The 15,614-nt window shown below is 36.8% G+C and carries 14 protein-coding genes; 6 read left to right on the plus strand and 8 right to left on the minus strand.

Annotation, left to right across the window (positions count from 1 at the left end):
- Positions 1 to 34: 34 nt before the first annotated feature.
- Positions 35 to 484, plus strand: a complete 450-nt coding sequence (gene yfbV / locus GQR44_RS13335; RefSeq protein WP_166372251.1) for a terminus macrodomain insulation protein YfbV — start codon at positions 35 to 37, stop codon at positions 482 to 484.
- A 1-nt stretch (position 485) separates the two neighbouring features.
- Here yfbV and rlmA read toward each other — a convergent pair whose 3' ends face one another.
- From rlmA to GQR44_RS13355, 4 genes are all read right to left on the minus strand, one after another.
- The gene (gene rlmA / locus GQR44_RS13340; protein WP_166372252.1) at positions 486 to 1,301 is read right to left on the minus strand and encodes a 23S rRNA (guanine(745)-N(1))-methyltransferase; all 816 of its coding nucleotides are present in this window, start codon (positions 1,299 to 1,301) and stop codon (positions 486 to 488) included.
- Positions 1,302 to 1,432: 131 nt separating this feature from the next.
- Positions 1,433 to 2,173 carry a pyruvate formate lyase 1-activating protein gene (gene pflA / locus GQR44_RS13345; RefSeq protein WP_166372253.1) on the minus strand — a complete coding sequence of 247 codons (741 nt, stop codon included), beginning with the start codon at positions 2,171 to 2,173 and terminating at the stop codon, positions 1,433 to 1,435.
- A 199-nt stretch (positions 2,174 to 2,372) separates the two neighbouring features.
- Complete coding sequence (gene pflB / locus GQR44_RS13350) at positions 2,373 to 4,658, minus strand: formate C-acetyltransferase (RefSeq protein WP_166372254.1); 2,286 nt, start codon at positions 4,656 to 4,658, stop codon at positions 2,373 to 2,375.
- A gap of 18 nt (positions 4,659 to 4,676) precedes the next feature.
- Positions 4,677 to 4,961 carry a hypothetical protein gene (locus GQR44_RS13355; protein ID WP_166372255.1) on the minus strand — a complete coding sequence of 95 codons (285 nt, stop codon included), beginning with the start codon at positions 4,959 to 4,961 and terminating at the stop codon, positions 4,677 to 4,679.
- Positions 4,962 to 5,501: 540 nt separating this feature from the next.
- Between GQR44_RS13355 and GQR44_RS13360 the strand changes: the two genes are divergently transcribed.
- Positions 5,502 to 6,005 carry an ACT domain-containing protein gene (locus tag GQR44_RS13360; protein ID WP_028869099.1) on the plus strand — a complete coding sequence of 168 codons (504 nt, stop codon included), beginning with the start codon at positions 5,502 to 5,504 and terminating at the stop codon, positions 6,003 to 6,005.
- Between the two features lie 214 nt (positions 6,006 to 6,219).
- Here the strand turns inward: GQR44_RS13360 and GQR44_RS13365 are convergent, their stop codons facing one another.
- Both GQR44_RS13365 and fldB read right to left on the minus strand, forming a co-directional pair.
- Positions 6,220 to 7,740, minus strand: a complete 1,521-nt coding sequence (locus GQR44_RS13365; RefSeq protein WP_166372256.1) for a DUF3360 family protein — start codon at positions 7,738 to 7,740, stop codon at positions 6,220 to 6,222.
- Positions 7,741 to 8,193: 453 nt separating this feature from the next.
- On the minus strand, positions 8,194 to 8,712 hold the full coding sequence (fldB, locus tag GQR44_RS13370) for a flavodoxin FldB (protein WP_166372257.1): 519 nt from the start codon (positions 8,710 to 8,712) through the stop codon (positions 8,194 to 8,196).
- Positions 8,713 to 8,768: 56 nt separating this feature from the next.
- On the opposite strand from fldB, the gene xerD reads away from it, so the two are divergent.
- From xerD to recJ, 3 genes are all read left to right on the plus strand, one after another.
- Positions 8,769 to 9,665, plus strand: coding sequence for a site-specific tyrosine recombinase XerD (xerD, locus tag GQR44_RS13375; protein ID WP_166372258.1), 897 nt, complete (start codon positions 8,769 to 8,771; stop codon positions 9,663 to 9,665).
- 105 nt (positions 9,666 to 9,770) lie between these two features.
- Complete coding sequence (dsbC, locus tag GQR44_RS13380; RefSeq protein ID WP_166372259.1) at positions 9,771 to 10,523, plus strand: bifunctional protein-disulfide isomerase/oxidoreductase DsbC; 753 nt, start codon at positions 9,771 to 9,773, stop codon at positions 10,521 to 10,523.
- A 69-nt stretch (positions 10,524 to 10,592) separates the two neighbouring features.
- Positions 10,593 to 12,323: a single-stranded-DNA-specific exonuclease RecJ gene (gene recJ, locus GQR44_RS13385; RefSeq protein ID WP_166372260.1), complete on the plus strand. Its 1,731-nt coding sequence runs from the start codon at positions 10,593 to 10,595 to the stop codon at positions 12,321 to 12,323.
- A gap of 162 nt (positions 12,324 to 12,485) precedes the next feature.
- Here recJ and trmL read toward each other — a convergent pair whose 3' ends face one another.
- Both trmL and GQR44_RS13395 read right to left on the minus strand, forming a co-directional pair.
- The gene (trmL, locus tag GQR44_RS13390; protein WP_166372261.1) at positions 12,486 to 12,950 is read right to left on the minus strand and encodes a tRNA (uridine(34)/cytosine(34)/5-carboxymethylaminomethyluridine(34)-2'-O)-methyltransferase TrmL; all 465 of its coding nucleotides are present in this window, start codon (positions 12,948 to 12,950) and stop codon (positions 12,486 to 12,488) included.
- Positions 12,951 to 13,365: 415 nt separating this feature from the next.
- Positions 13,366 to 14,073: a response regulator gene (locus GQR44_RS13395; RefSeq protein WP_166372262.1), complete on the minus strand. Its 708-nt coding sequence runs from the start codon at positions 14,071 to 14,073 to the stop codon at positions 13,366 to 13,368.
- A gap of 572 nt (positions 14,074 to 14,645) precedes the next feature.
- On the opposite strand from GQR44_RS13395, the gene GQR44_RS13400 reads away from it, so the two are divergent.
- Positions 14,646 to 15,578 carry a cation diffusion facilitator family transporter gene (locus GQR44_RS13400; protein WP_166372263.1) on the plus strand — a complete coding sequence of 311 codons (933 nt, stop codon included), beginning with the start codon at positions 14,646 to 14,648 and terminating at the stop codon, positions 15,576 to 15,578.
- The last annotated feature ends 36 nt before the right edge of the window (positions 15,579 to 15,614 follow it).

The raw sequence follows: 15,614 nt of genomic DNA on the forward strand, positions 1-15,614 counted from the left end.
GTGATTGAGTTATCAATTTTAAAGGAGAATTTATTTGTTTAATTTTTTTGAGCTATTAAAAAAAGGCGACCATTATTTAAAAATATGGCCAAAACAAAACTGTCTGTATTCTTTATTTATTGAAAGTAAAATGGTCTGTTATACACAATTATTAATTAAAGTATTCCCGATTTTTATTGTGCTTGTTGCTTCCTTGTACATGTTTTTTCCAACTTATTTTTCTTGGCCAAGTACCGCTACATTTATTTTATTTTTAATCGGATTACCTGCGCATTGTTTATTATGGTTAGGAAAACGTTCGCAACAAACGCTCTCACCTGCGCTATTTAATTGGTATCTTGAGGTAAGTGAAGCCTTACATGGAAAAGACAATGGGCAACGAACCATGGTCGATCAGTTGCGCTTTATCGACCTTGCTAAGTTGTTGAATAAAGGTTTCAAAAAAGGAGGGGATAACTTTTTATATAACAATGAACTAATATAAGTTAGCTTTTTTGAAATACTTCAATATTAAAATCACATTCAATTTTCCAGTGTGGCTGGCTAAGTAATTTAGCTAGTTTTTCTGGTGTAAACTTCCAAGCAAAAGGGGTCATGTTAATGAGGTCTTTTAACTGCTGAGATGAATCAATATCTAGTTCATAACTGAGATTTACTTGCTCCACTTTACTGAAACCTTCGACTGCCTCATTCTCCTGCGCATGCTCATTTACTTGTTCGTAAATGCACTCTCTTAATTGAAATAAGTGACGTGGCGCAGGTGTTACTGTAATTAAATAACAGTTTTGCTTAATTAGACGTAACAACTCCTCCGCTTTTGATGGTGCATAGATACGTATCATTAGGTCAATACTTTGTGCATTTAATGGAACTTGATAGGCGCTGGCGACACAAAAATCAATTTTTTTATAGCGTTTAGCGGCATAACGAACAGCCACTTTAGAAATATCAATGCCGCAGATACGATGTTGTGGCAATTGTTGATTGATAATATCGGTGTAATAACCCTCTCCACAGCCTAAGTCTAGGATCTGTGCTTGTTCGGTATCAGCTAAATATTGTTTACTTATTTGTGCTACTTTTTCTGCGAGTGGTAAGTAGCCGCTAGTATTTAAAAATGCTCGCCTAGCTGCCATCATCTCTTGATTATCACCTGGATTTTTAGAGCTTTTTGATTGCACCGGTAATAAATTTAAATATCCTTCCTTAGCAATATCAAAATGATGATTATTTTCACACACTTGGGTGTTATTGATTTGATTAAATGAAGTTTGGCAAAGCGGGCAAATAAAAGGAGTCATAGAAGCTGCTATTTAGTAAGAAGTAAAAATAAAGACAGTAAAAACTGTCTTTATTAAGAATTGAGGACAATAAACTAAGCAAAGTATACTTAGCTAAGTGCTTATTGAGAAGGTTTCACTGAACAAAGGTATTAAAAAATAACATTGTCATGGTATTCAAGAAGTACCTTTTGCACAGCAAGCATAGTATCTCTTGATGGTGGGTGAACGCCATCAAGAGGGTATATTTCTCCCATTGCTGTCCACTTATGTTTTCCAAGCTCGTGATAGGGTAGCATTTCAATCTTTTCAATATTTTTCATTGGTTGAATAAATTGACCTAACGAATGGGCGTCTTTAAGGCTATCGGTGATACCTGGAACAACAACATAGCGTAGATAGATCGCTTGATCATGCTCAGCTAAATACTTTGCAAACTCTAGAGTATATTTATTACTAACATGGGTTAAGTCGATATGCTTTTTATTGTCCATCTGCTTAATATCTAATAAGACTAGGTCAGTATGTTTAAGAATATTTTGAGTTGTTTGGTCAATTTTTCGTACAAAACCATTGGTATCTAAACAAGTATGAATGCCTTCTGCACGGCAGGCTTCAAACATCGCCAGCACAAATTCAGGTTGTAGCATTGCTTCGCCACCAGAAATAGTAATACCACCGCCGGACGCGTCCATATAATGGCGGTATTGCAGCATCTCTTTCATTAATTCATCAACGGTCATCTCTTTACCGCCTTCAGTATCCCAAGTATCGCGGTTATGGCAATACTGACAGCGCATTAAACAGCCTTGTAAGAAGATAATAAAGCGGATCCCTGGCCCATCAACGGTGCCACAGGTTTCTACTGAGTGTACTCGTCCAGTAACTGACATCTTATAACCTCATAAAAACTAATTATTTGTATCAACTATTAATTGAACATGACTGCGTTATAACAATGGATACAGTGCCATAACAACTGATAAAAATAATTACTTTTGTTGTGATAAAAATAAAGGTTTCATCCCGAAGAATGAAACCTTTTTTATTATAGCAGGCTAATATAAAAGTGAACCTGTTATCGTCTATTTTTTATAGTGTTGCTGTAAAAGTACGTGTAATAACATCACTTTGTTGTTCTTTAGTTAATGAGTTAAAACGTACTGCATAACCAGAGACTCGGATTGTTAACTGAGGGTATTTCTCAGGGTGGTCCATTGCATCTAATAATGTCTCACGGTTCATTACATTAACGTTTAAGTGTTGACCACCTTCAATATCTGGCGTGTGCTTGAAGTAACCATCCATTAGACCAGCCAAGTTAGATTTTTGAGAATCATCTGTTTTGCCTAGTGCATTTGGTACGATTGAGAATGTGTAAGAAATACCATCCTGTGCGTAAGCAAACGGTAGTTTAGATACTGATGTTAATGATGCTACTGCACCTTTTTCATCACGTCCATGCATTGGGTTTGCACCTGGTGCAAATGGCATACCTGCACGACGACCGTCTGGTGTGTTACCTGTTTTCTTACCGTATACAACGTTAGATGTAATAGTAAGAATTGACTGTGTAGCACGTGCATTACGGTACATAGGGCGTGATTTTATTTTCTTCATGAACGTTTCAACTAGTTCACAAGCAATATCATCAACACGTGGATCATTATTACCAAATTTAGGGTAATCACCTTCAATTTCAAAGTCAGTCGCAATACCATCTTCATCACGAATAGGACGAACTTTTGCGTATTTAATTGCTGCTAATGAATCCGCTGCAATTGAAAGACCGGCAATACCACAGGCCATTGTACGTTCCACATCACGGTCATGAAGTGCCATTAATGAAGCTTCGTAGCTGTATTTGTCATGCATGTAGTGAATACAGTTAAGTGCTGTGACATATTGCTCTGCTAACCAATCCATGAAGTGATCAAGGTTTGCGTAAACTTCTTCGTAATCTAATACTTCACTAGTAATTGCTGGTAAAGTTTTAGGGCCTACTTGCATTTTTGATTTTTCATCAACACCACCATTGATGGAGTACAATAATGTTTTTGCTAAGTTGGCGCGTGCACCAAAGAATTGCATCTGTTTACCAACAATCATTGGCGATACACAACAAGCGATAGCATAATCATCGTTATCGAAATCAGTACGCATTAAGTCATCATTTTCATACTGGATAGATGAAGTATCGATAGATACTTTTGCACAGTATTTTTTGAAGTTAATTGGTAAAGCTTCAGACCATAAAACAGTAATGTTTGGCTCTGGAGAAGGGCCCATAGTGTATTGTGTGTGTAAGAAACGGAAGCTGTTTTTGGTTACTAGCGTACGTCCATCAACACCCATACCACCGATAGACTCTGTAGCCCAGATAGGGTCACCAGAGAATAGGTCATCATATTCAGGTGTACGTAGGAAACGAACCATACGTAGTTTCATTACTAAGTGGTCGATTAGTTCCTGTGCTTCAGTTTCAGTGATTAGACCTGCTTTTAGATCTTTTTCAATGTAGATATCTAAGAAAGAAGCGGTACGGCCAAATGACATTGCAGCGCCATTTTGTGATTTAATTGCCGCTAAGTAACCAAAGTAAGTCCATTGGATTGCTTCTTTAGCGTTTGATGCTGGTCCAGAAATATCATAACCGTATTTCGCTGCCATCACTTTCATTTGGTCAAGCGCACGATATTGCTCAAAAATCTCTTCTCGCAATTTCATTGTATCTTCTAATGAAGTACCTGCGATTAATTCAGCTTCTAAACTTTTATGCTGAGCTGCTTTTTCAGTCATTAGGTAGTCGATACCGTATAAAGCAACACGGCGGTAATCACCAATAATACGACCACGACCGTAAGCATCAGGTAAACCTGTTAATACACCTGATTTACGACATTTAAGAATGTCGCCAGTGTAAACGTCGAATACACCTTGGTTATGTGTTTTACGGTATTCAGAGTAAGTTTTACGGATAGTTGGATCTAATTCTTTACCGTAAACTTTACAAGAACCATCGATCATACGAATACCACCGTTAGGGATAAGCGCACGTTTTAATGGTTTTTCTGTTTGTAGACCAACAATCGTTTCTAAGTCTTTGTTGATGTAACCTGCATCATGTGCAGTAATAGTCGAAACCACATCAGTATCAAAATCAACAGGTGCATGCGTTGCGTTTTCCTGTTTGATACCGACCATTACATTTTCCCATAGCTCGTCAGTCGCTTTAGTCGCGTCAGCTAGGAAACTTTCATCGCCATCAAAAGGGGTGTAGTTTTTTTGGATGAAGTCACGAACATTAACTTCTGTTTTCCAAGTGTCGCCAGCAAAACCTTCCCATGCTGATGCAAATGCTTCGTTTAATTTAGTCATAAAGATTTACCTTTACCGTTAGTGATTAAAAAATGTGTATAAATTAGTTGTTTGTGAATATGTTTGGTACATCCTATGTACCGCACTTAATGCATGCGCACTTAGTAGTGTTGAAAATGCGATAAGCGCAGGTGGGGCAATAACAAAATAGAAAATAATACGGAGTGCAATAAGTATGCTTGTATTGTTTGAAAGAAGAGACACAGGCAAAATAGTTTTGCTTATTTTACTGTTAGCAATACGATTGCTTTGGCTTGGTATTTGGTAAGCTAAATACTCGTTAACGCTATTGTCTATTTGCATCTTAGAAGTTACCCCGTGATGGATTAGTGCTTAGTTTAACAAATGCTTTTGTACAAAAATTGATTCATATCAAGTTGCACAGCGATCTCGTAATAAAATTACATTTTTATTTTAAAAAGCCTTTTTTGCTTGAATAATGTACCGATTAAAGTGATATAAATATCACTCTTATTCACTAAATTGTTTAAATTTAACCTTGAAAAGGTAATTTAATTTCAACTTCCTCTCGAACACTCTTGCCATAAGAAGATGTTATCTTAAGAAAATTAATAGCTTATTAAAAAATATTACATAAATAAACTGCTGAATATTTATTGAAATTTAACTCAACTATTTATTTTTATTAATGTTCGATTATAACTTAGTCAAATGAATCTTAAATATATTTTTGTTATCTTTTTTAGATGCCTCTAATAAATACAAAAAATAGTATATAACCCATGTTTTTGTATGGTTTTTAGCCAAAGGATAAGTCAGTTAAGGTATAATTATTTTTAATAGAATTTCACTAATTTATATCTCTCTAGAAGGAGTTAGTTTATGAACGTACAAATATTAATTACGATCACTGGTATTTACCAACCTGATTTAGTTAAATGCCTTGCAGAAAAAACACATGCATTAAACGGTAAATGGTTAACCAGCAAAATTAACCATATAGAAGGGTATATGGCTGGATTAATTAAGATTGAATTAGAGCCAGAAAAAGTTGAAACACTTTTAAATGGTTTTAAAACCTTACCTCTTCATATCGATTGGGTTGAACTGAAGCGCTTACCGAAAGAAAAGCCTAATCATTTAAATTTATCAATTGATGCGAGAGATCGTGCAGGTTTAGTGAATGATATTTCACAAGTGTTAAGTGAAAATAGCGTTAAGGTTGAAAATATGGAGTGCAACAGAATTGGTGTGCCTGACATTGGTGGTACAGTGTTTACGAGCCACTTTGAAATAGCTGTGTCCGATGCCTTTGACCAGAACCTGTTGATTGCCTCATTACAAGAGATATCTAACGATCTCATTATCGATATTAAAGGCTTATAAATAACCTTAAAGCTGAAGTTGTATTTTTATGCGAGTCTAGATTGGTTATATAAATATAGGTTGGTCATGCAAATCTAAGTGGTTATATAAATTTTAGGCATAAAAAAGGGCGCTATCAATAGCGCCCTTTTTGTTTCATCTTTTAACAAAGCTAGTAGGTTAAATAAAGTTATTATGTTTAATAAATACTAATCCTATCAGCGTCTAATATTACTTATAATAAAGATGGTAGGCCGTATTGTTTCTCGAACATACCTACTGCTAACATAGCAATAAAACAAACCACTAATACTGAACCCGGTATAATAATCTTATCTAAAAATGATAGACGTTTAGCGCGTTCCTTATCTCCAATTAAACCGTTGTTATCCAATAACATGGTTAATGCCCAAGCAAGTACAGGATTAAATACTGCAGCAGTAAAGATGCAAATACCAGCAGCTTGTGAGTCTTTGGTGTTTTTAATCATTTGCATACCAGCTTCTAGTAAGGGTAAAAAAACACCAACTAATAAAGCAATACGCATTACTGGTGGCCATACTGCGATGTCCATTGGGAAGCCTAGAAATGCAATTAACATTACTAAGCTGCCTAATATAATTGAACCCGCTGGAATAGGGCGTTTAGCAATCGCCGCAGGGATCATATAAGTTCCCCATGAAGAGGTGATGTTACCACCACCCACTGCAGTACCAACCATTTGACGGACTGAACACATGGTCATCGTATCGTCCACATCCATTAATACATTTTCAGTCTTTTTTGGGTAGTTTAATTCTTGAAAAATACGGTGTCCTAAGAAGTCCGGTGACCACATCGCTACGGCTAAAATTGCAAAAGGTAATGAGGCAATGAAGTGTTCAAGGTTTGGTAAACCTAACATCCAACCTTCAGTAGTGCTTCCCCACCAGTAAACAGGGTTTAAATTAGGTAGTCCCATTTCTGTTTCGAAGGTTAGGTTAAAGCCTGCCCCGAGTGCTAGCGCGATCAATAACCCTGTAATTGCACAAGCTGGAATAGCTAACCAACGTTTGTTAATTTTTGCAAGGAAAGCATAAAGAATGATATTTGTTGCTAATACAACTAAGCCAACATATCCCATACTACCTGCTGCAACATCTGCAGATTGTAACCCTTTAGCCCAGTCTTGAACTTGACCTATTTGACTGAATGCACCAGTAAACCCAAGGAACACCAGTAACCCACCTGCTACGCCTTCTCCGGTTAAATTAACCAGTTTAGATCCACCTTTAAAGTAGCTGAGCAATAAACCAAATACACCGAGTAAGATAGCTAAAGCAAGTGGGTGAGCACCCGCTAATGCAATTGCACCGATTAACGGGATCATTGGACCATGGTTACCCGCTAGGTTGGCTTTAGGGTTAACAAAGCCCGAAGCAACAATACAAAATAAAAAGGCGGGGATAAGCATTTCAACTCGCGCCACTTCGATAGCAAAATCTTTACCTAAAGTGATGTGCGCCCATTGCTCTGTTAAACCATCAGCCCAAGACATCATTACCGCAGAGTACATTGCGATGATGCCGATGGTACCTGCTACAGCGGGTACTAAATCTTCCCATTCGAAGCGGAAATCTCGGCCGGGTAGATTTAACCCGTAACGGCGAGGTTTCATTATCTGTAATTCGTGATCCAAATAATCAGACCGTGTTGCAAACTCGCTTGCGGGTTTATGCAGCTCGCTATAGCTTTTAGTTTGTTTATCAGTTGGCATTGAGGAGGTACTCCCTTACTCTGGTTAAATTTAAAATTCGTTAATTTAGTGCTAAATAAGCGCTGATATCATTTTGTCAGCGGTTATGGAATGGGTTAATTATGCATCGATAATTTAATATAGCTTAGCTTAACCAAAGTGAGTAAAAAATCGCTTGATCTGGATCAGAAGAGTTCTCATGCTGAAATTAAATTACAAAAAAATGAGGTATTTCCATTAATACCCCGCTAATAACTTACTTATAGCCGTATTTTTGATAATTAATTGCGTATTTAACTTACATGATAGAGGAAAGGTGTAAGAAATATAGGTGTAAAACTCGAAATGCATAATAGAAGTTATAAAAAAATGTTGGCTTTAATAACTTCTATACTTGCTTATAGATTGATGTTCAGAGCCTATATTCTAGGGCATAGCTCCGGAATTATATTTCAAGTTATATTTAGAAGTTGGCTATAGTAGATCTTGCATCTCTTCTAGTATTTGTAAGCACCAATCACTGATACGTTGGTCACTTAGTTCATATTGAGTATCTTCATCAATCGCTAATCCGACAAAATATTGTTTATCTTCGGTTAATGCTTTTGATGCCTCAAAGTCATATCCTTCAATGGGCCAATAACCGATGAATTTAGGATGTTGGGGTAATAATTTGTCGTGCAACATACCAACTGCATCAATAAACCACTCACTGTAACCATTTTGGTCACCCAATCCGAATAGCGCAACTATTTTGCCATTAACATTAAGGCCGTCGATTTGATCCCATAACTTACCCCAATCCTCTTGAAGTTCACCATAATCCCAAGTAGAAATGCCTAAAATAACAATGTCATAATCATTTATCTTGCTTAAACCGTCATCTTTTATGTTAAATATGTCTACTAATGATTCACCTAGCTCTGCTTGAATCTTTTCTGCAGCAATTTCTGTATAACAAGTACTAGAACCATAAAATAAACCGATTTTCATAAGTGACCTTTGAATAAAAATATAAGAGGCGCTAATTTACCGTTAAGGCCGTTGGAATGGAAGTATTAAGCATCGAACAATTTTTAGATTCACTTTGGTTAGAGCGTGGTCTATCAAAAAATACGCTAGACTCTTACCGCCATGATTTAAGTTTGGTGGAGGGATATTTACAAAAACAAGAAATCACCTTAAGTGAGGCCAGCGCTATTGATTTGAGTGATTATTTTGATGCACGTTTACAGGGTGAAATTGATTATAAGAATACCTCTACGGCACGATTAATGAGTGCGGTTAGGCGTTATTATCAATATTTATGCCGTGAAAAAATGCGCGAAGATGACCCAAGTGCAAAACTAGAAAGTCCTAAAATTGTCAAACCCCTGCCTAAATCATTATCTGAATCTGAAGTTGATGCATTACTTTCCGCCCCGGAGCTGAACGACCCTGTGCAATTTCGTGATAAAGCCATGTTAGAAGTTTTATATGCAACGGGGTTGCGTGTTACTGAATTAGTGGGCTTGACCATGGAAGAAATTAACTTACAACAGGGAGTGATAAGAGTCACTGGTAAAGGTAATAAAACACGCTTAGTGCCATTAGGAGAGGAGTCTGTTTATTGGCTAGAACGTTATATTGAAGAGATGCGACCGACTTTATTATCAGGCCAAAGTAGCGATGTCTTGTTTCCTAGCCGTCGTGGAACGCAAATGGTTAGACAAACCTTTTGGCACCGTATTAAGTATTATGCACAGCTAGCGGGAATTGATAAAGAGGCGTTGTCGCCACATGTTTTACGCCATGCATTCGCAACACATTTATTGAACTATGGAGCTGACTTACGGGTCGTACAGATGCTATTGGGGCATAGTGACCTATCAACTACTCAAATTTATACTCATATAGCAAAAGATAGACTAAAAAGTTTACATAGTGAACATCACCCTCGCGCTTAGTCTCATAACTTAATATACATAATAAGAATGGCTGTAATTAACATTCACTTTATGTTTTAAGATAGGCATAATCGAGTACTATAATTTTATTTTCGGGAATTTATAATGTCCATATTAAAGGCTAAAAAAAGTGTAATCACATTCGTAGTGAGCATGTTGTTAAGTGCCAGTAGCTTTGCTGCCGTTTCAAATCAAGTCCATGATTTATTAACTAAAAAGCTAGAATCATTACAAGTCGATGCACAATCGATTACTGAGTCGCCTATTAAGGGGCTTTATGAGGTAGTGAGTGAAGGGGCTATCTATTATTTAAGTGAAGACGGACAGTTTTTAATCAGCGGTAGTATTTACGATACTAATAATGGAATGAAAAATATTACTGCTACCAAAGTATCTGACATTCGCCGCGAAAATTCAGCTGAGCAATTTGCAGAGATTAAAAGCTTCGAAAAAGACATGATTGTCTATAAAGCGGCTAACGAAAAATATGTTGTTACGGCATTTACCGATACAAGTTGTCCATATTGCCAAAAATTGCACGCAGAGATTGCCGATTATAATAAATTAGGTATCACTATCCGTTACTTAGCTTTTCCTCGTGGAGGAGAAAGATCTAATGCTTACCGTAAGATGGTTTCAATCTGGTGTGCTGATGACCCTAAGTCAGCAATGGACGATGAAAAAAGTAATCGCTCAATTAAATCATTATCTTGCGACAATACTGTAATTGATCAATACAATTTAGGTGTTTCACTAGGCATTACTGGTACACCTACTTTGTTTTTAGAAGATGGTACTGCGATGCCAGGTTACTTACCTGCAGACCGTTTACTTCAAGCAATACAAGAAAAAATTTAGACTAATACTTCTGCTATTGTCTGTTTCATAATAAACTGCATTGATAATCCAATATCGTGCAGTTTTTTTATGTCTTCAGAAACACCAAAAACACAAGTTCAACAACGCCTTCAGCATGATACTAGCCTGCTATCATTATCTTGCTCTCCATTATTAACTAAGCTTTATGCTAACCGTGGCATTACTGCCGACAGCGAGTTAGATAACAGCACCAAAACACTCATTCATGCTAATCAATTGAAAGGTATGGCGACTGCTTGTGAGTTGTTATATCAAGCTTATTTAGATAGTAAAAAAATAATTATTGTGGGCGATTTTGATGCCGATGGTGCAACTAGCACCGCCTTGAGCGTTTTATCGCTTCGTGCTTTAGGGTTTCAACATGTTGATTATTTAATTCCTAACCGTTTCGATTATGGCTATGGTTTAAGCCCTGAAATTGTAGATTTAGCTGCACAGCAAGGTGCTCAATTGTTGATGACAGTGGATAACGGTATTTCGAGTATTAGTGGTGTGGCTCATGCTAAAGATTTAGGCATTGAAGTATTAGTGACTGACCATCATCTTCCTGGGGAGGAAACACCGGTTGCCGATGCTATTGTTAATCCGAATCAAATCGGTTGTCAGTTCCCCAGTAAAAACTTAGCAGGTGTGGGAGTTGCTTTTTATGTCATGTTGGCGTTGCGCTCTTTGATGCAGGAAAAGGGCTGTTTCACCGATTTTGCTGCGCCTAATTTAGCTAACTTTCTAGATATTGTTGCGTTAGGCACCGTTGCTGATGTGGTTAAATTAGATGCAAATAATCGAACTTTAGTGCATCAAGGGTTAGCACGTATTCGTGCTGGGTTCTGCCGACCGGGTATTAGTGCGCTTATTCAAGTGGCAAAACGTAATCAACAACAATTAGTTGCTACGGATTTAGGTTTTTCATTAGGGCCTAGACTTAACGCGGCGGGACGTTTGGATGAAATGAGTCATGGCGTTGAATTGCTGTTATGCGATGATTATTTACGTGCGAATACGTTGGCTTCTGAGTTAGATGCACTAAATCTCTCACGCAGAGAGATAGAACAAAGCATGCAGCAGGAAGCGATGCTGAGCTTGCAAAAATTATCGATTGATCAAAATAACTTACCCTTGGCATTATGTTTGTTTGAGGCTGACTGGCATCAAGGTGTTATTGGTCTGGTGGCTTCTCGCATCAAAGAAAAATATTACCGTCCTACCTTTGCTTTTGCCCGTGCAAATGGCGGTGAGATCAAAGGTTCTGCTCGTTCTATTCCTGGCGTACATATTCGCGATATGCTGGACTTAGTTGATAAAACTCTGCCCGGCGTTATTTTAAAGTTTGGTGGTCATGCTATGGCTGCAGGATTGAGTATGTTAGAAAAAGATTTTGATCTGTTTAATGATACGCTAAATGCCATTTTAAAAGCGCAAGTGGATGAGGATTTATTAAATAACGTTATTTTATCAGACGGACAATTATCCTCTGAGCAGTTTGACTTGAGTATTGCTCAAGAGTTGCGTGATGCAGGACCGTGGGGACAAGGGTTCCCCGCGCCTATTTTTGATGGAGTCTTTGCATTAAAGCAACAGCGAATTGTAGGGCAAAAACATTTAAAAATGGTGTTACAGCAGGGGGATAAATTAATTGACGCCATTGCCTTTAACATTGACCCTGAAGCTTGGCCTGATTTGTCAGTAAAAGAGGTTTTTTGTGTTTATAGTTTAGATGTTAATGAATTTAGAGGGCAGAGAACTGTGCAGTTATTAGTACAATTGTTACAACCAAAATGACCAGAATAATAGCAGCACTAATTTAAATGACATTTAACAGGGTTTAAGAGACGATAATCAAAAGGTAAGTCATCACCTTTTGATTATTACACAATTATTACACTATTATTACATGACTATTACAACATTATTTAGATTCAAATATTAAGTGCTAACTTACTATTATACTGCGCCCGGAAAATCTAGTTGGCGCCACGCTTCATAAACAAAAACAGACACCGCATTGGATAGATTCATAGAACGGCTATCGGCTTTCATTGGAATACGTAATTTTTGCTGTAAGGGTAAAGCATCTAATATCGATGCTGGTAATCCTCGTGTTTCTGGGCCAAATAACAAAACATCACCATCTTGAAAATTTGCATTATGATGGTAGGTAGTTGTTTTGGTTGTACAAGCCAGTAAACGTTTACCTTCTATTACTTTTAAGAAACTATCAAAATCTTTATGCAAATGTACATTGGTCAACTCGTGATAATCTAACCCTGCACGTCTTACTTTTTTTTCATCTAAGTCAAAACCGAGCGGTTCAATTAAATGCAATACACATCCTGTATTGGCACATAGGCGAATAATATTACCAGTATTAGGTGGGATCTCTGGTTCGTACAATGCAACTTCAATCATTTTTTTACTCTACTGTTATTGATATTAACGCCAATAAATAACTGATCAATTTATTTGAAAAAATAGTCTAGGATTTTGAGGAACCTTCACAAAATGCCATAAAAAATAGGGAGTCATGTTTAAAGACTCTCTACTTGCTGCTAACTATTTTTACCGTCTATTGGTGATCACTTCTTAACGTAATGGAATTTTATGAGCAATGATAAATGCATAAGAGCGCTATTTATCTAAACTTGAATTCAAATAAAAAGTGTACCACTTTACTGAGGATAATCAGATAGGATTAATAAAAGATTTTTGTTGAACCATAACTGCTATATCGCAACAAGGGCAACTTTGCCCTCACTGGTATTCGCGCAGTTACAATATGATGTAATGACGACTTTGATACAGAGTATTGCATGGGGTGATTATATTAATGTTCATTTACTGAAGGTGCGTCATTATCTAACCACATATAACCTCTGCCACGAAAGTTTTTTACCCTAATTTGACCATCTAAACGAGTAGGTAATTTACGACGTAAGTTACTTAAATGCATATCAATACTGCGGTCAAATTTTTGTAATTTTTTACCTAAAACCTGTTCACTTAATGCTGATTTTTCCAATAACTGACCGGGATTGGTTAAGAATTTTTCTAATAACAATAATTCAGTATTAGTAAGCTCAATGGTACGTTCTTGGCACAAGGCTTGTTGTTGACTAGGAAATAACTCAATATCTAAATGTGATATTTTATTATCTGCATTGCCTTTTTTGTATTGAATTCGTCGTAACATCACTTTAATTCGACCGGATAAATCACGCTCACTAAAAGGTTTGGTTAAATAATCATCTGCTCCCATTCCTAAGCTGATCACTTGTTCGGTTTGATCATTTTCTGCTGTCAGCATTAATACTGGGGTATCCGTTTTTTGTCTTATTAGTTTTAGCATCTCAAAGCCAGACATACGTGGCATTACCCCATCTAATATGATCAAATCGTAATCTTTTATTAAGAATTTATTTAAGCCTTCCTCGCCATCGTAGGCTGTTTCAACAATGAAACCTTCGGAAGTTAAGTTTTTATCGAGTAAGGAAACTAACTCTTTATCATCATCGATTAATAATAAATTTTTCATTGTATAGCCTATGTAAATCGTGTGAATAGCAATATCAAGTAGCGAGTCTGCTTGAAGTGGCATTATTGTTATTTCAGGGAAAAGTAAGCTATGTTTAGCGTTTTATTTATTAAGATTTTTGTAAAAATGAATCTTAAACTTGGCTCTGCATATTTAAGTAAATCAATGAATTCAATAGATTGACTACACTATACCCTATAAAGAGGTATATTGTAGGTCTCTATTTTATATCTTGCACGTAAATGATTGAATAAATGATAATCTATTGAAGTAGGTCAACATAATTGCACTGATAAATAGGGGGAGTTTAATAAACTACAATATTTTCTATTTGTTAATGTGCCTGCTTAACCATGATTTTTTATCGGTTCGAATTAAGTGCAATACTTGAAGTTAAAAGCGCAATATCTGAAGTTAAAAACGTAATACCTGAAGTTAAAACCGCAAGACTTCAAGTTAATCGTTTAAATTGAGTTATGTGTACTGCCTTTTCATTGTGTTGTCACTGCGTTTTGTTTATTAAATCTTAACGGGTATAATAGCCAACCAACACTTTTTAGAGCTGTAATCTTGTGAAAAAAACACAACAACCTGAAGAATATGCATACTTAGTAAAACGAGCAGGTCAAGCAGCTATTATTGCCGCCTCTTTATTGATTATTGTGAAGCTTGTTGCTTGGATGGTGACCGGATCATCAAGTATCCTTGCTGCGTTGACGGATTCATTAATGGATGTAACCACTTCTATTATTAACCTTTTTGCAATTAAGGTTGCCCTACAGCCTGCCGATAAAGAGCACCGTTTTGGTCATGGCAAAGCAGAAAGCTTAGCCGGATTAGTACAAGCCGCGTTTATTTCTGGGTCTTCTGTTTTCCTGATGATCAATGGTATTTCAGCGGTGATTAACAATCATCAAATCGTTGCTACTAATTTAGGGATCTCGGTGATGATCTTATCCTTAGTTGTGACGCTTGCATTAGTTTTCTTTCAAAGTTATGTGGTGAAAAAAACCAACAGCATGGCGATAAAAGCCGATTCTTTACATTACCGAACTGATATTGTGCTGAATGGTGCGGTGTTATTGGCTATTGTTTTAGCTGGCTATGGTTGGGGGTGGGCTGATGGTGTGTTTGCCATTGCAGTGAGCCTTTATATTTTACACGGTGCATGGGAAATCGGCAGCCAATCAATTGATGCTTTGATGGATAAACAACTCCCTCAAGAAGATAATGAGCTGATCCTTAAATTGGCTTATAAAGTAGAGGGCGTGCGTGGTGTGCATGATTTAAGAACACGTTCTTCCGGTTACATTAAATTTATACAATTACATCTAGAGTTAGATGATGGACAAAGCTTATATGATGCGCATAACAAAGCAGACAAGCTTGAGTTTGGCTTACAAGCCGCTTTTCCCGGTGCAGATATATTGATTCATCTTGACCCTATTTCTGTGGTACCGATAGAGAAACGAAATGAAGCAGTAAACATCGACGCACCGGTCTAGTACAGATATAAGATAAATATAGAACCGTATAACATT

The sequence above is a fragment of the Psychromonas sp. SA13A genome, from assembly GCF_011378715.1.
Taxonomy (GTDB): domain Bacteria; phylum Pseudomonadota; class Gammaproteobacteria; order Enterobacterales; family Psychromonadaceae; genus Psychromonas.